This window comes from Acidimicrobiales bacterium (assembly GCA_035546775.1).
Classification (GTDB): Bacteria; Actinomycetota; Acidimicrobiia; order Acidimicrobiales; family JACCXE01; genus JACCXE01.
Genome location: DASZWD010000027.1, coordinates 1 through 15,536 on the forward strand (window position 1 = coordinate 1; position 15,536 = coordinate 15,536).

At 67.6% G+C, this 15,536-nt stretch carries 27 protein-coding genes and 2 pseudogenes; 26 read left to right on the plus strand and 3 right to left on the minus strand.

Features of this window, described 5'->3' with window-relative positions; genetic code table 11:
- Positions 1–84 precede the first annotated feature (84 nt).
- Positions 85–816: a hypothetical protein gene (locus tag VHC63_05190; protein HVV35979.1), complete on the plus strand. Its 732-nt coding sequence runs from the start codon at positions 85–87 to the stop codon at positions 814–816.
- A 32-nt stretch (positions 817–848) separates the two neighbouring features.
- Positions 849–1,394, plus strand: a complete 546-nt coding sequence (locus VHC63_05195) for an AAA family ATPase (protein HVV35980.1) — start codon at positions 849–851, stop codon at positions 1,392–1,394.
- Position 1,395: 1 nt separating this feature from the next.
- On the opposite strand, the gene VHC63_05200 is transcribed toward VHC63_05195, so the two are convergent.
- A complete protein-coding gene (locus VHC63_05200) occupies positions 1,396–1,824 on the minus strand; it encodes a low affinity iron permease family protein (GenBank protein ID HVV35981.1) in 429 nt (142 codons plus the stop codon).
- Between the two features lie 411 nt (positions 1,825–2,235).
- Here VHC63_05200 and VHC63_05205 point away from each other — a divergent pair, with 411 nt between their 5' ends.
- The 4 genes from VHC63_05205 to VHC63_05220 are packed head-to-tail and all read left to right on the plus strand — an operon-like array spanning position 2,236 to position 4,858.
- Positions 2,236–2,457, plus strand: coding sequence for a CsbD family protein (locus tag VHC63_05205; GenBank protein ID HVV35982.1), 222 nt, complete (start codon positions 2,236–2,238; stop codon positions 2,455–2,457).
- A 9-nt stretch (positions 2,458–2,466) separates the two neighbouring features.
- On the plus strand, positions 2,467–3,312 hold the full coding sequence (locus tag VHC63_05210; GenBank protein ID HVV35983.1) for a hypothetical protein: 846 nt from the start codon (positions 2,467–2,469) through the stop codon (positions 3,310–3,312).
- A gap of 38 nt (positions 3,313–3,350) precedes the next feature.
- The gene (locus VHC63_05215) at positions 3,351–3,995 is read left to right on the plus strand and encodes an alpha-ketoglutarate-dependent dioxygenase AlkB (protein HVV35984.1); all 645 of its coding nucleotides are present in this window, start codon (positions 3,351–3,353) and stop codon (positions 3,993–3,995) included.
- Positions 3,980–4,858: a Gfo/Idh/MocA family oxidoreductase gene (locus tag VHC63_05220; GenBank protein HVV35985.1), complete on the plus strand. Its 879-nt coding sequence runs from the start codon at positions 3,980–3,982 to the stop codon at positions 4,856–4,858. Before VHC63_05215 ends, VHC63_05220 begins: the two co-directional genes overlap by 16 nt.
- Here VHC63_05220 and VHC63_05225 read toward each other — a convergent pair.
- Entirely contained in the window at positions 4,855–5,520 is a 666-nt protein-coding gene (locus VHC63_05225) for a phosphatase PAP2 family protein (GenBank protein ID HVV35986.1), read from the minus strand. The genes VHC63_05220 and VHC63_05225 overlap by 4 nt on opposite strands.
- Positions 5,521–5,628: 108 nt before the next feature.
- Positions 5,629–6,066, minus strand: coding sequence for a hypothetical protein (locus VHC63_05230; GenBank protein HVV35987.1), 438 nt, complete (start codon positions 6,064–6,066; stop codon positions 5,629–5,631).
- A gap of 249 nt (positions 6,067–6,315) precedes the next feature.
- Here VHC63_05230 and rplC point away from each other — a divergent pair, with 249 nt between their 5' ends.
- From rplC to rplO, 20 genes and pseudogenes are all read left to right on the plus strand, one after another.
- Complete coding sequence (gene rplC, locus VHC63_05235; GenBank protein HVV35988.1) at positions 6,316–6,957, plus strand: 50S ribosomal protein L3; 642 nt, start codon at positions 6,316–6,318, stop codon at positions 6,955–6,957.
- Entirely contained in the window at positions 6,958–7,584 is a 627-nt protein-coding gene (rplD, locus tag VHC63_05240) for a 50S ribosomal protein L4 (GenBank protein ID HVV35989.1), read from the plus strand.
- Entirely contained in the window at positions 7,577–7,867 is a 291-nt protein-coding gene (gene rplW / locus VHC63_05245; GenBank protein ID HVV35990.1) for a 50S ribosomal protein L23, read from the plus strand. The genes rplD and rplW overlap by 8 nt, the downstream gene beginning before the upstream one ends.
- Before the next feature lie 5 nt (positions 7,868–7,872).
- A complete protein-coding gene (gene rplB, locus VHC63_05250) occupies positions 7,873–8,709 on the plus strand; it encodes a 50S ribosomal protein L2 (protein ID HVV35991.1) in 837 nt (278 codons plus the stop codon).
- A 6-nt stretch (positions 8,710–8,715) separates the two neighbouring features.
- On the plus strand, positions 8,716–8,994 hold the full coding sequence (rpsS, locus tag VHC63_05255) for a 30S ribosomal protein S19 (protein ID HVV35992.1): 279 nt from the start codon (positions 8,716–8,718) through the stop codon (positions 8,992–8,994).
- A pseudogene (gene rplV, locus VHC63_05260) lies at positions 8,991–9,344 on the plus strand (50S ribosomal protein L22). The gene rpsS and the pseudogene rplV overlap by 4 nt, the downstream one beginning before the upstream one ends.
- 335 nt (positions 9,345–9,679) lie before the next feature.
- Positions 9,680–10,312, plus strand: a pseudogene (rpsC, locus tag VHC63_05265) (30S ribosomal protein S3).
- Between the two features lie 284 nt (positions 10,313–10,596).
- Entirely contained in the window at positions 10,597–11,028 is a 432-nt protein-coding gene (gene rplP / locus VHC63_05270) for a 50S ribosomal protein L16 (GenBank protein HVV35993.1), read from the plus strand.
- Positions 11,029–11,256: a 50S ribosomal protein L29 gene (gene rpmC / locus VHC63_05275; protein HVV35994.1), complete on the plus strand. Its 228-nt coding sequence runs from the start codon at positions 11,029–11,031 to the stop codon at positions 11,254–11,256.
- Positions 11,256–11,543 carry a 30S ribosomal protein S17 gene (rpsQ, locus tag VHC63_05280; GenBank protein ID HVV35995.1) on the plus strand — a complete coding sequence of 96 codons (288 nt, stop codon included), beginning with the start codon at positions 11,256–11,258 and terminating at the stop codon, positions 11,541–11,543. Before rpmC ends, rpsQ begins: the two co-directional genes overlap by 1 nt.
- Positions 11,540–11,908, plus strand: a complete 369-nt coding sequence (rplN, locus tag VHC63_05285) for a 50S ribosomal protein L14 (GenBank protein ID HVV35996.1) — start codon at positions 11,540–11,542, stop codon at positions 11,906–11,908. Before rpsQ ends, rplN begins: the two co-directional genes overlap by 4 nt.
- Complete coding sequence (gene rplX, locus VHC63_05290; protein ID HVV35997.1) at positions 11,908–12,216, plus strand: 50S ribosomal protein L24; 309 nt, start codon at positions 11,908–11,910, stop codon at positions 12,214–12,216. The genes rplN and rplX overlap by 1 nt, the downstream gene beginning before the upstream one ends.
- Positions 12,213–12,782: a 50S ribosomal protein L5 gene (rplE, locus tag VHC63_05295; protein ID HVV35998.1), complete on the plus strand. Its 570-nt coding sequence runs from the start codon at positions 12,213–12,215 to the stop codon at positions 12,780–12,782. Before rplX ends, rplE begins: the two co-directional genes overlap by 4 nt.
- Positions 12,783–12,792: 10 nt before the next feature.
- The gene (locus VHC63_05300; GenBank protein ID HVV35999.1) at positions 12,793–12,978 is read left to right on the plus strand and encodes a type Z 30S ribosomal protein S14; all 186 of its coding nucleotides are present in this window, start codon (positions 12,793–12,795) and stop codon (positions 12,976–12,978) included.
- Between the two features lie 15 nt (positions 12,979–12,993).
- Positions 12,994–13,398: a 30S ribosomal protein S8 gene (gene rpsH / locus VHC63_05305; protein ID HVV36000.1), complete on the plus strand. Its 405-nt coding sequence runs from the start codon at positions 12,994–12,996 to the stop codon at positions 13,396–13,398.
- A gap of 5 nt (positions 13,399–13,403) precedes the next feature.
- Positions 13,404–13,943, plus strand: coding sequence for a 50S ribosomal protein L6 (gene rplF / locus VHC63_05310; GenBank protein ID HVV36001.1), 540 nt, complete (start codon positions 13,404–13,406; stop codon positions 13,941–13,943).
- An 8-nt stretch (positions 13,944–13,951) separates the two neighbouring features.
- On the plus strand, positions 13,952–14,311 hold the full coding sequence (gene rplR, locus VHC63_05315) for a 50S ribosomal protein L18 (protein ID HVV36002.1): 360 nt from the start codon (positions 13,952–13,954) through the stop codon (positions 14,309–14,311).
- Positions 14,312–14,860, plus strand: a complete 549-nt coding sequence (gene rpsE / locus VHC63_05320; GenBank protein HVV36003.1) for a 30S ribosomal protein S5 — start codon at positions 14,312–14,314, stop codon at positions 14,858–14,860.
- Entirely contained in the window at positions 14,860–15,042 is a 183-nt protein-coding gene (rpmD, locus tag VHC63_05325) for a 50S ribosomal protein L30 (GenBank protein HVV36004.1), read from the plus strand. The genes rpsE and rpmD overlap by 1 nt, the downstream gene beginning before the upstream one ends.
- Entirely contained in the window at positions 15,039–15,530 is a 492-nt protein-coding gene (gene rplO / locus VHC63_05330; GenBank protein ID HVV36005.1) for a 50S ribosomal protein L15, read from the plus strand. Before rpmD ends, rplO begins: the two co-directional genes overlap by 4 nt.
- Positions 15,531–15,536: the final 6 nt, after the last annotated feature.

Genomic DNA, 15,536 nt, shown 5'->3' on the forward strand with positions numbered 1-15,536 from the left:
CCCCCCCCCCCCACAACGGTGCCGTCGCCGGGCGCATCACGCCGCAGGACGCGCAGCGCCTTTATTCCTCGGTTGGTGGCGTGGGTGCCGCATAACGCGATCGGAGCGGTAGTGGCCAAGGAGTTGCGTTACACATGGCGCGACCCGCGTCGGCGCGCCGCACTCTTCGGCGTGGTGTTTGCCGGTGTGTTGCCGCTCGTCGTCTTCCGCAGCATTGCGGCGACGAACGTCCGCACCTGCTTCATCGCCGTGTGGCCCGCACTCAACATCGGGCTCAACACGAATGCGTTCGGGTTCGACGGCGACCGGTTGTGGGTCGACGTCGCCGCCGGCGCGTCGGTAGCGGAAGAGTTGCGGGCGCGGACACTCGCGCGTTTCATTTCGGCCGTGCCCGTGGTGCTCGTACTGATGGCGGTCCTGGCGGTACTGGCGGGCAGTGCGGCCGCCGTCGTCCCGGCGCTCGGTGCTGTCGCCGCCGCCCTCGGGATCGGCGCGGGCTTCGCCGCGTTCTTGAGCGTGCGGGCCCCCTTCCCGATGCCCGACGCCGGTCGGGGCAACGCCTTTGGTGGCGCGGGCGCGGGCCAGAACGCGTCCGCCGGCTTCGCCGCCCTCGGAGCGATCCTCGTCTCGGGCCTGCTCGTGACACCACTGGTCCTGGTGTCGATCGCGCTGCCGTTGGCGAGCCCATGGCAGAGCGCGCTTGCCGCTATCGGCGTTGCCATCGGGTGGCTCAGTTGGCGCGTCGGCATCGCCGTCGCCACCAACTGGCGCCTCCCGGATGCTCCGGCACTACTGGCGACGCTGACCCGGGTCTAGAACGAATAACGCGACCGACTAGAAACACCGCCGTGGAACGGTTGTCTGCGGCGCTGTCCGGCGCCGTCATCGTCGTGACGGGCCCACCGGGCGCCGGCAAGTCGACGGTGAGCGCCGAGTTGGTGACCCGGGCCGATCGAGGCGTGCTGATCGACGGCGACTCGTTCTTCGAGTCGGTGAAGGCGGGGTGGATCGCGCCCTGGTTGCCGGAATCGAACCGGCAAAACGAGACGGTGATCGACGCGCTGGGCGCGGCCGCGTCCCGGTTCGCGCGGGGCGATTATGCGGTCGTGGTCGACGGCATCATCGGGCCGTGGTTTCTCGACCGTTTCCGCGTCGAGGTTGCGTCACCGCTGCAGTATGTCGTCGTCCGGCCAACGCGCACCGCCGCGTTCGCGCGCGCCGCGCACCGGCCGCCGCGATCGGGCGACAACCCTGAGGCGGTGGCGAAGATGTACGACGAGTTCGAGTCACTCGGCGTCTTCGAACGCTGCGTCGTCGACAACTCGATGCACACGGTCGACGAGACCGTCGACGCCATCGTGAAGGGATTGCAGGAAGGCGTGTTCCGGGTTTGAGCTACGCCGCGTTGTGCGACGTGCTCTCATGTGCTTCGAGTCCGACTGCGTCCTGCAACTCCTCGACGTCCTTCTTCAACTGATCGTTGCCGTCGCGGCTCGCCGAGGCGCGCATGAGATCGGCCAGCGCGTCGGCAATGGCGTTGAGTTTGTGCTGCACCGCCTGATCCGCGCGGGTCTGGCTGTTCTGCAGCAGCGCCACCATGAGGAAGGTGATGATCGTCGTGGCGGTGTTGATAATCAGCTGCCACGTGTCGACGCTGCGGATGAGCAGGATCGACGGGAACCAGATGAGGACCAAAAGCACGCAGAAGATGAAGAAGAGCGCCCGACTGGCCAACAGCGCGGCAGCGCCGGCGAAGCGGTCGAAGATGCCGACGTCGTCGGACACCTCGGAGGGCATCTTCACGTGCTTCGATTTCGGTGCCACAACGCACGTGTACCCGCATGAACGCCGGGTAAATCGCTGGTCATGGGCACCGTCGTATCCGTGGCGCTGCGGGACAGCGTGCATCTGGTGTGGCACGCGCGCGACAAGCGCGCTCGCGGTCGTATGCAACATGCGTACCGCGGGTAGCAGAAGAGCATGCGTGTAGGAACGATCGATACCAACAAACTTCGTGGGATCACCGACAAGGGTTTCGGCCTCGGCAAGGAATTCGTCGGCGTCATCACGAATAACGAGAACCTCCAGAAGGAAGGCCAGGCGCAGCAAGAACGCGCCGCCGCCGAGCTCGACGCGCTGCGTGAGGAACTGAAGGCGCAGAAGTACGAAGCCAAGGCCGGGACGCACGAGGCGAAGGAACGCGCCGCCCAGGAGTCCAAGGACAACAGCAATTCGCTGAAGGCCAAGGACGAGAACGGCGTCGCCGCCGCGGTCAAGGGCAAGGTGAAGGAAGCCGTGGGCGACCTCACCGACAACGCCGAGCTCAAGCGCGAAGGCCAGGCGCAGAAGGACAAGGGCAAGGCCGAAACCGACGCCGACGCCGCCCGTGGCCGCGCCAAGGCGTACGAGGCGAAGGCCAAGGAAAAAGAGCTCGAGCAGCAAGCCGCTCAGTCGTAGCTTCGTGCGGTGGGAGCACCACCGCCACCTCACGTGCGCGCCGCCTTCGGAGTGCGCGCTGATGCAGAACTCACGCCGCTCGCCGGCGCGCTCGAGCAAACCGCTTGGCGCGCCGGCGACGTCGTTTTGAAGCCGGTGCAAGAAGCGAACCCCGGAGAAGCCGACTGGGTCGCCGGTGTACTCGACGCGATCGAAGAAAACGGCTTTCGCGTCATCAAGCCCGTGCGGTCCGTCGAAGGAACGTGGCTCGAGCACGGATGGACGGCCTGGTGTTGGTTCGACGGGCACCACGAGCGGGCGCGTTGGCACGACGTCGTCGCAGCCACCGATGCATTCCACGCCGCGGTGCCGAAGGCCATCGCGCAGGCCGGTGTCGCCCCGCGTCCTGATTGGCTCGATCGGCGCGGCCACCGGTGGGCGCGCGCGGAGGCGACGGTCTGGCACGGGGAACGGCTGCCCCCGACGGTGAATCACGGCGCCGTGGAGTGGCGGCTGTACGAACGGGCGACCGCGGTCGGACCGCCGCTCACCGATGACGCACGCGCCACGTCGATCGTCGTACACGGTGACATCGCCTCCAACGTCCTGCGCCTCGCTGACGCCTCGACCCATGCGTTCATAGACATGTCACCGGGGTGGCGCCCGGCGGCCTCGACGCGTGCGCAGATCGCCGTCGAGGCGGTGACGTGGTTCGGCGCCCCGGTCGACTTGCTCGAAGAGTTCCCGCGCGAGGACATCGCCCGCGCCAGCGCGTTCCGCCTGCTGTGCGGCTTGCAGGCGAGTCCCGATTGGGCGGCCGACTTCCCCGGCGAAATCGAGGCGTGGACGCGGGCCATCGAGGCCATTGGCGCCTGAACGGCATCAAACATACGTTCGACTACCCTGGGCGCCGGATGAACCTGGCCTGGCAGCTTTCGTTGCTCGGCGCCGCCGCGCCGTCGATCGACGCGACGTTCCGCGCCGCCTACCGCGTCGAGCTCGACGCGGAGTCGTGGATCGACGTCGTACCGGGCTGGCTAGCCGGGGCCGACGAGGTGTTCGCCGCGCTGGCCGAAAAGGCTCCGTGGTCGCAACGCCAACGGATCATGTGGGGCAACAAGGTGCCCGAGCCGCGGCTCACCTCGGGCTGGGCCGAAGCCAAGGTGGGCGTGATCGCGCCGGTCCTCGTCGACGCCCGCGCCGCACTCACGCGTCGCTATGGCATCACCTTCAACTCCGGCTGGCTCAACCTGTATCGCGACGGCCATGACAGCGTCGCGTGGCATCGAGATCGCATTCCGAAGAGCAACCCGTTCCCGCTGGTCGGCATCCTGTCGCTCGGTTCGCGACGCAGGTTTCTCGTGCGTCCCTACGGTGGAGGCCCGTCGGTGCGGTTCGACCCCGCGCCGGGCGACCTCTTGGTGACGGGCGGACTCATGCAACGCCAGTGGGAACACACCGTGCCGAAGGTCCCCGACGCAGGCCCGCGCATCAGCGTCACCTTTCGCCACATCCACGACGACGATCAGACGAAGATGGGTGAGTGGCTGAAAAAGTGAAGGTGGGGCTCGTCGGCGCCGGGCCGTGGGCGCACATGGTGCACGCGCCGGTGCTGGCCAACAGTCCCGATACCGAACTCGTCGGGATCTGGGCGCGCCGACCCGAAGCCGCCGAGAAGCTGGCGGGTAAGCACGGCGCCGTCGCGTACACCGACTACGGGGCGCTGCTCGACGCCTGCGACGCCGTTGCGTTCTGCGTCCCGCCCGACGTGCAGGCCGACATGGCGGTCGCCGCGGCGAAGGCCGGCAAGACGCTGCTGCTCGAAAAACCGATCGCGCTCGACCTCGCCGCCGCCGAACGCCTCGTCGCGGCGGTCGACGCCGCGGGCGTCTCCACCGTCGTGCTGTTGTCGTTGCGCTACGCCGACTCGGTACAGGCGTTTCTGGAGGAGGCGCGGGCGATCGGCCGGCCCCTCGGCGGGCGCATGGCCTTCGTCTCCGGAGCGCTGCTCGACGGCAGTCCGTTCGCGACGCCGTGGCGACTCGAACGCGGGCCGCTACCCGACCTCGGTCCGCACGCCATCGATCTCGTCGACGCCGCCCTCGGTGCGATCGTGAACGTCACCGCCGCCGGCGACCCGCTCGGCTGGGTGTCGCTGCTGTGCGAACACGACAACGGCTCGACGAGCACGGTCAACCTGTGCGCCACCGCGCCGCAGGGCGGCATGAGTCGCATCGAGGTGTTCGGTGACGCGGGCGTCGCCATGCTCGATGCGTCGTCGGCGGCCGACGCCACGTCGATGATGCGGGTGGCCACCGCTCTCGCCGCCGCTGCCCGCGGGGAGGCGGCTGACGCGCCCGATGTGCATCGCGGCCTGCACATCCAGCGCATCATCGAGTCCGCCGTGTCGCAGCTCGGTTAGTCAATCGCCGGAGCGGCGGCCGCCTCTTCGGGCTCGACGCCCTCCGCAAGGGGGTCGGTGCGGCGCTGACCGTGGTCCTCCCGCCACACCTCGAACACGGCGACGGAACCGACGAGCCACGCCGCGCCGAGGACGTAGCCGCCGAGGACGTCGGAGATGTAGTGCACGCCGAGCGCAAGGCGGGAGAAGCCGATCGCTGCCACCCACACCGCGACCCCGGCGACGGCGACCGGCCGCCACCGCCGCGCCACGAGCGGCAGGAGCACGAGCAGCGCGGCTCCGTAACAGACGAGCGACGACATGGCGTGGCCCGACGGGAAGCTTTTGCCGTACGCCGTCATGATGGGATCGCTGAAGGACGGCCGCGGTCGCGACACGGCGAGCTTCACGACCGTGTCGATCAGGCTGCCGCCGAGCGACACGACGACGAGGAACAGCGCCAGCTTGCGCGCTTGGCGGACCAGCAACCACACCACCGGGATCCCGACCAGGGCAACGAGGAACACCGGCTTGCCGGTGAAGGACAGGAACTTGAGCAGGGAGATCACGGCGCGGTGGTGCACCACGCGGCCGTGAAGCGACCGGGCGGCGCTCCTGTCCCACTGCGTGAGCGGTCCGTGGGAGGTGACCTCGTGCAGCAGGTAGCCGAAGGGCAAACCCACGAGCGCAACCGCGCCGGCAAGCAGCGCCTCACGGACGCCGAAGCGTGACGCGGGAGGGAGAAGGTCGACCGTCGTCGCAGGGTAGCGATGATCCGCCAACCGAGCGCGTCAGTCGCGAAGAGGGGGCACGGCCACGCGCAACGCGCGCGGCTTCTTCGCGACGGTGAACTTCGCCGGGCCGTCGTCGAGGGTCATGGCGGTCCACTCGCAGTAGACGTGGCAGCGGGCGAGCCGGCCCGACACCATCACCGCGGCGGCGAAGCGGGTACGCGAGCACCGATCCGAGAGCAATTGAGCAAGATCGTCCGCTTTGTCGAGTTCGTGGACATCCGCCGCCGGCAGCGCCTCGCGCAAGGCGTCGGTCGGAGCGGGCATGAACGCCGGCCCGGCCGACGGGTTCACGACGAGGCGCAACCCGTTGCCGGCGGTCGTGGGGCGCGGATCGCCCTCCGGAATGCGCCGGGGCCAGCCGTGCCGGCTGTTCTTGGGCCGTCGAGGCACCACGACCGTCCGGAACCAAACGCCCGCGGCGGCCACCAGCAGCATCAAGGCTGCACACCGCGCGCGCGGAAATGCCTCACCACCCCGCTTTTGCCCATTCGACGTGGTGTTTCAGACCGGCTATCCTCTCCCGGTTCGCAAATCGACGTCCGCGGGCGCCCGCATGGTCCACCTCCGCGTGGGCCATGGCACTCCGGGAACCCCGTGGCACAACCGAATTCGCGCTCCGTCTGCGCTTGCCTCTTGGGGCAACGCCGCAGGCGGAGCGTCCGCGTGAGAAGAGACAGGCTCGAAATGGCAACCAAAGCGATCGTCGGCGAGAAAGTCGGCATGACCCAGGTGTGGGACGAACAGCACCGGCTGGTCCCGGTGACCGTGCTGCGCGTCGTCCCTGCTCGCGTTGTGCAGGTGAAGACGTCCGACCGTGACGGCTACAGCGCGGTGCAGGTCACCTATGGGCAAGTGAAAGCGTCGCGGGTCAACAAGCCCGAAACCGGCCACTTCGCCAAGGCCGGCGTCGAGCCGGGGAAGAAGCTCGTGGAACTGCGCCTCGACGACACCAGCGCGTACAACGTGGGCGACTCGATCGGCGTCGACGTGCTCGCCGCCGGCGACAAGATCGACGTCACGGCCGTCAGCAAGGGCAAGGGCTTCGCCGGCGGCATGAAGCGCCACAACTTCAAGGGCCAGGGCGCCGGGCACGGTAACCACAAGAAGCACCGCGCTCCGGGCTCGATCGGCGCCTGCGCCACGCCGTCGCGCGTGTTCAAGGGCACCCGCATGGCGGGCCGCATGGGCGGCGAGCAGGTCACCACGCTGAACCTCGAAGTCGTCGAAGCCGACGCCGAGCGCGAGCTGCTGCTCGTCAAGGGCAACGTGCCCGGTCCCCGGGGCGGCCTCGTCTTCATCCGTGACGCCGTGAGGGGGCGCAAGTAGATGGCTGAATTGCAGGTTCGTACGCAGACGGGCGGCACCGCCGGCACCGTCGTGTTGTCGAGCGGCATCTTCGGCGTCCAGCCGAACGTGCCGGTCATGCACCAGGTCGTCACCGCGCAGCTCGCCAGCGCCCGTGCGGGTACGCAGTCGACGCTCACCCGCGCCGAGGTGCGCGGCGGCGGCAAGAAGCCGTGGCGCCAGAAGGGCACCGGCCGCGCTCGTCAGGGTTCGACCCGTGCGCCGCACTGGGCCGGTGGTGGCGTCGCCCTCGGTCCCAAGCCCCGCAAGTACGACCAGAAGACGCCCAAGAAGATGATCGCGCTGGCCCTCAAGAGCGCGCTGTCCGATCGCGCCAACGAGGACAAGATCATCGTCGTCGACCAGTGGAACTTCGAGAAGCCCTCCACCAAGACGGCCAAGGCGGCGCTCGCCGCGCTCGGCCTCACCGACGAGCGCGTGCTGCTCGTCATCGATCGCGACGACGAGGACGCCTTCAAGTCGTTCCGCAACCTGCCCGAGGTGCAGGTGATGCTCGTGGGCGAGCTCAACACCTACGACGTGCTCGTCAATGACTGGATCGTCTTCACCGAGGCGACCCTTCCGAAGGAGGCGGCCGCCCATGCGTGACCCGCGTGACGTTCTGATCAAGCCGGTCGTTTCCGAGAAGTCCTACGGGCTCCAGGAGGAGGGAGTCTACACGTTCATCGTGGCGCCCAACGCGACTAAGCCGGAGATCCGCGACGCCGTCGAGAAGATCTTCAGCGTGAAGGTGGCCAAGGTCAACACGCTGAACCGTCCGGGCAAGCGCAAGCGCAACCGGCGCAGCTTCACGTTCGGCAAGCGCGCCGACACCAAGCGCGCCATCGTCACCCTCGCCGGTGACGACCGCATCGAGATGTTCGAGGGTTAAGACAGATGGCACTTCGCAAGCGCAAGCCCACCAGCCCGGCCCGACGGTTCCAGTCGGTCTCCGATTTCAAGGAGATCACCTCCACGACGCCGGAGAAGTCGCTGCTCGAGCCGTCGCCCAAGAGCGGCGGTCGCAATAGCTACGGCCGCAAGACGTCGCGTCACCGCGGCGGCGGTCACAAGCAGCAGTACCGCGTCATCGACTTCAAGCGCACCAAGGACGGCATCCCGGCCAAGGTCGCGACGATCGAATACGACCCCAACCGCAACTGCCGCATCGCCCTGCTGCACTACCGCGACGGCGAGAAGCGCTACATCCTCGCGGCCAAGAACGTGAACGTCGGCGACATGCTCCAGAGCGGCCAGGGCGCCGAGATCCGTCCGGGTAACGCCCTGCCGATGCGCTTCATCCCGGTCGGTACCGTCATCCACAACGTCGAGCTGTATCCCGGCGCCGGCGGCAAGATGGCTCGCTCGGCGGGTTCGTCGGTCCAGCTCGTCGCCAAGGAAGGCAACTTCGCCACGCTGCGCCTGCCGTCCTCGGAAATGCGCCGCGTGCCGATCGACTGCCGGGCGACGGTGGGCGAAGTCGGCAACAGCGAGTTCGAGCTCATCAAGGTTGGTAAGGCCGGCCGCAGCCGCTGGCTCGGCAAGCGCCCGCAGACCCGCGGCGTCGCCATGAACCCCGTCGACCACCCGCACGGTGGTGGCGAAGGCAAGACCTCCGGTGGTCGTCACCCGACCTCACCGTGGGGCAAGCCGGAGGGCCGCACGCGCGCCCGCCGCAAGGATTCCGATTCCATGATCATCCGGCGCCGTCGCGGGCGCGGGGCGCGGAGGTAACCGGTAATGCCACGCAGTCTCAAGAAGGGCCCGTTCGTCGACGGCCATCTGTTGAAGAAGGTCGACGCGTTGAACGCCGCCAACGACAAGAAGGTCATCAAGACCTGGAGCCGTCGCTCCACGATCATCCCCGACATGGTCGGCCACACCATCGCTGTGCACGACGGGCGCAAGCACGTGCCCGTCTACCTGACGGAATCGATGGTCGGTCACAAGCTCGGTGAGTTCGCACCCACCCGCACGTTCCGCTACCACGCGGGCCAAGAGCGTCAGGGCCGCCGATGACGTTCGGAGTCAAGACCAACGAACGCGAAGGCGTGCGCGCCGTGCTGCGCAACGCGCCCGGTTCGGCGTCGAAGGTGCGCGTCGTGCTCGACCTCATCCGCGGCCTCGACGTGCAGTCGGCGCGTGACGTGCTCGAGTTCTGCGAGCGCGACGCGGCCACGACGGTGGGCAAGTTGCTCGACAGCGCCATCGCCAACGCGCAGAACAACCACGACCAGAACCCCGAAGAGCTGTTCGTGTCGGCGTGCTTCGCCGACGAGGGCCGCACGGCCAAGCGCTTCAAGCCGCGTGCGCGCGGCCGCGCCGGCAAGATCTTCAAGCGCTACAGCCACATCACGATCATCGTGAGCCGTCTGCCAGAGGATCGCCTCGCTCGACTCAAGGCCAAGGCTGAATCGGCGCAGGCCGAGCGCCGCACGCGCCGTGCTGGTGCCAACGCCGAGCGCGGCCGCCGCGCCCGCGTCGCCGCGTCCCAGGCCGCCCAGTCGGGCGCCAGCGAAACCCCCGACCACGTCGAGCCCCAAGCGGACGCAGTCGATCTGCAAGAACAAGAGACTCCCGTGGTCGAGCCCGAAGCTATTGCCGAAGAGGCCGTAGCCGCGGAAGCGGCTGAAGAAGTCAGTGCTGGCGAAGAAGTGGCCGAACCTCCGGCCGAAGAGGCCGCTGAAGAAGGAGAGGCCGAGTAGTGGGTCAAAAGGTAAATCCGTACGGCTTCCGTCTTGGCGTTACGACCGATTGGAAGAGCCGCTGGTTCGCCGATCGTGAGTATCAGGCCTACGTCGTCGAAGACTGGAAGATTCGCGACTACCTGACCAAGCAGCTCGAGCGCGCTGCGGTCAGTCGCATCGAGGTCGAGCGCACGCGTGACCGCTTGCGCATCGACCTGCACACGGCGCGCCCGGGCATCGTCATCGGTCGTCGTGGCGCCGAGGCCGATCGTCTGCGCGAGGCGCTGATCAAGATCACCGGGAACCCGAAGGTCCAGCTCAACATCCGCGAGATCCCGCAGCCCGAACTCGACGCCGCCCTCATCGCACAGGGCATCGCCGATCAGCTCGCCGGGCGCGTGTCGTTCCGCCGCGCCATGAAGCGCGCCATGCAGACCGTGCAGAAGGCGGGTGCCCAGGGCATCCGCGTGCGCTGCGGCGGCCGCCTCGGTGGCGCCGAAATGAGCCGCAGCCTCACCTACCGCGACGGCCGCGTGCCGCTGCACACGCTGCGCGCCGACATCGACTACGGCTTCCGCGAGGCCAAGACCACCTACGGCCGCATCGGCGTGAAGGTGTGGATCTACAAGGGCGACATCCTCCCCTACAAGCTCTCGGCGGACGACAAGATCAGCCGCGAGGCGGCGATGGCCGTCGGCGATACCGCGGGCGAGGCGCGTCCCAAGCGCGTCGTGTCCGCCGGTGGCGGCAAGCGCGGCCCGCAGCTCGGTGAAGTCGGCGAAGCCCCGGGCGAGACGCCCGAGGTCGTCGAAGAGGCTCCGATCATCTCGGAGGCCGATCCGGATCTCGAGCGCATCCTCGCCGAGGAAGAAGAACTCGACCGGCGCCAGAAGGATCATCACGAGGCGCCCCACTTCCACAAGGACGTCGACTGATGTTGATGCCCCGCAAGGTCAAGCACCGCAAGCAGCAGCGCGGGCGCATGTCGGGTGAAGCCAAGGGCGGCACGTACGTCGCCTTCGGCGAGTTCGGCATCCAGGCGCTCGAGCCCGGCTGGATCACGGCGCGACAGATCGAAGCCGCCCGTATTGCCATGACCCGTCGCGTCAAGCGCGGCGGCAAGGTGTGGATCCGGGTGTTCCCCGACAAGCCCGTCACCCAGAAGCCGGCCGAAACCCGCATGGGTTCGGGCAAGGGCAACCCCGAGTTCTGGGTGGCCGTGGTCAAGCCCGGTCGGATCCTGTTCGAGCTCGGCGGCGTGGGCGAAGAGCTGTCGCGCTCGGCGCTCGAGCGTGCGATCCAGAAGCTGCCGATCAAGGCCAAGGTCGTGTCCCGCAAGGTCCAGTCCGAACAGGTGGAGGTCTAGATGTCGAAGGCCCATAACACCGAGCTGCGCGGCCTCGGCGACGCCGAACTCGCCAGCCGCCTACTCGAAGCGAAGGACAACCTGTTCAAGCTGCGGTTCCAGATGGCCACCGGTCAGCAGGACAACAACGCCTCGATCAGCCAGGCGCGCCGCGAAGTGGCTCGTCTCAACACGCTGATTCGTGAGCGGGAAATCGCACTGCACGAAGCTACGGAAGCGACTGCGTAATGACAGAGAACACCGCTGAAGAACTGACAGAGAAGCGCGGCAATCCGCGCAAGACGCGCGAAGGCATTGTCACGTCGAACGCGATGAACAAGACGGTCGTCGTGTCGGTGACCGAGCGCGTGCGTCACGCCAAGTACTCCAAGACCGTGCAGCGCACCAAGAAGCTGTACGCCCACGACGAGACCAACGATCTCAAGCTGGGTGACAAGGTCCGGGTCCAGGAGACGCGCCCGCTGAGCAAGCTCAAGCGCTGGCGCGTCGTCGAGGTCGTGGAGCGTGCCCGATGATCCAACAGGAATCGCGTCTGCGGGTCGCCGACAACAGCGGCGCCAAGGAAGTGCTGTGCATCAAGGTGCTCGGCGGTTCCCGCCGGCGCTACGCCGGCATCGGTGACGTCTTCGTGGCCACGGTCAAAGACGCCATCCCCGGCGCCGCCGTCAAGCGTGGCGACGTCGTCAAGTGCGTCGTCGTGCGCACCAAGAAGGAGCGTCGCCGTCCGGACGGTTCCTACATCCGTTTCGACGAGAACGCCGCGGTGCTGATCAACGATCAGCAGCAGCCGCGCGGCACGCGCATCTTCGGCCCGGTCGGCCGTGAACTGCGCGACAAGAAGTTCATGCGCATCGTCTCGCTTGCGCCGGAGGTTTTGTAGTGAAGCTCAAGAAGGGCGACCGCGTCATCGTGCTGTCGGGCAAGGACCGCGGCAAGGACGGCGTGATCATGAAGGTGCTCCCGGGCGCCGACAAGGTCATCGTCGAGGGACGCAACGTCGCCAAGAAGCATCAGAAGGCCACCCGCGCCACCATGCAGGGCGGCATCATCGACAAGGACATGCCGCTGCCGGCGTCCGCTGTCGCGATCATCAGCCCGGCCGACGGCAAGCCGACCCGTGTCGCCTACCGCTTCGACGACCAGGGCAACAAGGTGCGCATCTGCGCCCGGACGAAGGTCGACCTATGACGATCACCGCCACCTCACCGCGGCTCAAGGTGAAGTACGAAAACGAGATCCGCGCCCAGCTCAAGGAAACGCTTGGCCTCGGCAACATCATGGAAGTCCCGCGCTTCCAGAAGATCGTGATCAACATGGGCGTCGGCAAGGCCACGCAGCAGGCGAGCCTGCTCGAGTCCGCCGTGCGCGACCTCACGATCATCAGCGGCCAGAAGCCGCTGATCACCAAGGCCAAGAAGTCGATCGCCTCGTTCAAGCTGCGTGAGGGCAACGCCATCGGCTGCATGGTCACGCTGCGCGGCGACAAGATGTGGGAGTTCTTCGATCGCCTCGTGTCGATCGCCATCCCGCGCATCCGTGACTTCCGCGGCCTGCCTACCAAGGGCTTCGACGGTCGTGGCAACTACACGTTCGGTGTCACCGAGCAGCTGATCTTTCCCGAGATCGAATACGACAAGGTCGACAACCCCCGGGGCATGGACGTCACCATCGTGACGACCGCCCGCACCAATGCCGAAGGCCGAGCGCTGCTCGACGCCTTCGGGTTCCCGTTCCGTCGCGCTGAGGGGCAGTAGGTACGAAGAAATGGCCAAGAAGGCTCTCATTCAGAAGCAGCAGCGCACCCCGAAGTACAAGGTGCGCGCCTACACCCGGTGCCAGCGGTGCGGCCGGCCGAAGGCGGTCTTCCGCAAGTTCGGTCTGTGCCGTATCTGCCTGCGCGAGCTCGCCCACGCCGGCGAGCTGCCGGGCGTGACGAAGGCCAGTTGGTAGGGGAGAGGAGAACACATGCCTGTTTCTGATCCCATCGCCGACATGCTCACCCGTCTGCGCAACGCCAACGTGGCGATGCACGACAAGGTGACGATGCCGTCGTCCAAGCTCAAAGAAGCGCTCGCCAAGATCCTGGTGCAGGAGGGTTACATCGCCGGCTTCGCCGTCAGCGACAACACCAAGGGTCCGGGCAAGCTGCTCGAGATCGAGCTCAAGTACTCCGCCGACCGCGCCCGCACCATCAGTGGGATCAAGCGCGTGAGCAAGCCCGGCCTGCGCGTCTACAGCGCCGCCGACCGGCTGCCGCGCGTCCTTGGCGGTCTCGGCGTTGCTGTCCTGTCCACCTCGCAGGGACTCATGACCGACAAGGAGGCGCGCAAGCGTCACGTCGGTGGCGAAGTCCTCTGCTTCGTCTGGTAACGGCCATGTCTCGAATCGGTAAGAACCCCATTCCGGTGCCTTCGGGCGTGGAGGTGTCGATCGTCGATCGCCACATCACCGTCAAGGGCACCCAAGGCACGCTCGAGCGCGACATTCCGGGCGACATTCAGGTCGCTCAGGAAGAAGCGACGCTCGTCGTGACGCGTCCGAACGACGAGCGGCAGAACCGCGCCCTGCACGGTCTGACCCGTTCGCTGGTCAACAACATGGTCCTCGGTGTGAGCGCCGGGTTCTCCAAGGAGCTCGACATCGTCGGCGTCGGTTACCGAGCCACGGCGCAGGGCCCGACGAAGCTCGAGCTGGCCCTCGGTTTCTCGCACCCCGTGCACGTCGACGCTCCGGCCGGCATCACCTTCGAAGTGCCCACCCCGACCAAGATCGTGGTCAAGGGCATCGACAAGGAACTCGTTGGCCAGGTCGCCGCCAACATCCGCAAGATTCGCAAGCCCGAGCCCTACAAGGGCAAGGGCGTGCGCTACACGAACGAAGTCGTCCGCCGCAAGGCCGGCAAGGCCGCGAAGTAGGTATCTGAGTGTCTACGTCTCACAAGCTCGAATCGCGTCGCCGCCGCCACAACCGTGTGCGCAAGCGCGTCACCGGCACCGCGGCGCGTCCGCGCCTGGCGGTGTTCCGCTCGGCCAAGCACATCAGCGCCCAGGTCATCGACGACGTCGCCGGCAAGACGCTCGCGGCGGCGTCGACCACCGAGAAGTCGCTGCGTTCCTCGACCGGCGGCAACAAGTCGGCGGCCGAAACCGTGGGCCGACTGATCGGCGAGCGGGCCAAGGCGGCGGGCGTCACGTCCGTCGTGTTCGACCGCGGCGGGTTCCTCTATCACGGCCGTGTGGCCGCACTGGCTGACGCGGCGCGTGCCGCCGGACTGGAGTTCTAAGTGGCTGAGTCCCAATACGAAGAGCGTTCGATCGGGCGTCCGCGCCGCGTGTCGAAGGTCGTCAAGGGCGGCCGCCGCTTCTCCTTCGGTGCCCTGATGGTCGTCGGCGACGGCAACGGCAAGGTCGGCCTCGGCTACGGCAAGGCCGAAGAAGTCGGTCTCGCCATGCAGAAGGCCGTCGAGGAAGCCAAGCGCAACATGTTCACCGTGCCCCTCGCCGGCTCGACGATCATCCACACGATCATCGGTGAAGCCGGCGCCGGCCGCGTGCTGCTCAAGCCCGCGGCCCCCGGTACCGGCGTGATCGCCGGTGGTGCGGCGCGCGCCATCCTCGAAGTCGCGGGCATCCACGACGTGCTGGCCAAGTCGCTCGGTTCGACCAACGCGCTGAACGTCGCCCACGCCACCATCGCCGGCCTCAAGGGCCAGAACTCGCCCGACGACGTGGCCGCCAAGCGCGGCAAGGCGGCCGACGAGGTCACGCCGGTCGGCATCTATCGCGCCTACCGCGAGACCAAGCAGGCCAAGGCAAAGGTCGGTGAGGAGTAATGGCGAACCTCGTCATCACGCAGGTCAAGTCCGCGATCGGCACCAAGCCCAAGCACCGCGGCAACCTCCGCGCGCTCGGTCTCGGCCGCATCGGCAAGACCAACACGCTGCCCGACACCCCGGTCGTGCGCGGCATGATCGCTCGGGTTCCGCACCTGATTGAAGTGAAAGAAGAGTCATGAAGCTCCACGATCTCAAGCCGGCCCCCGGGTCCAACCGCCCGAAGCGGCGCGTCGGGCGCGGCATTGCGGGCAAAGGCGGCAAGACCGCCGGTCGCGGTACCAAGGGCCAGAAGGCGCGCAACACCGTCCACCTCGGCTTCGAGGGCGGCCAGCTGCCGCTGGCGCAGCGCCTGCCGAAGCTCCGGGGCTTCAACAACCCGTTCCGGGTGGAGTACAACGTCGTCAACCTCGACACCCTCGCCGGGATGGACACGTCCGAGGTGACGCCCGAGACGCTGCGTGAGCGCGGCCTGGTGCACAAGCACGGCCTGGTGAAGGTGCTCGGCCGTGGTGACCTGGGCGGCAAGGCGGTCCAGGTCAAGGCCCACGCGTTCTCCAAGACGGCTGAAGCGGCGATCACCGCCGCGGGCGGTAGCGTCGAGCGTCTCCCGATGCCCTTCGGCAACGGGCGCCCGCCCGTGCAGGGCAACCAGTTCGCCAACCGCTAAAGCAGA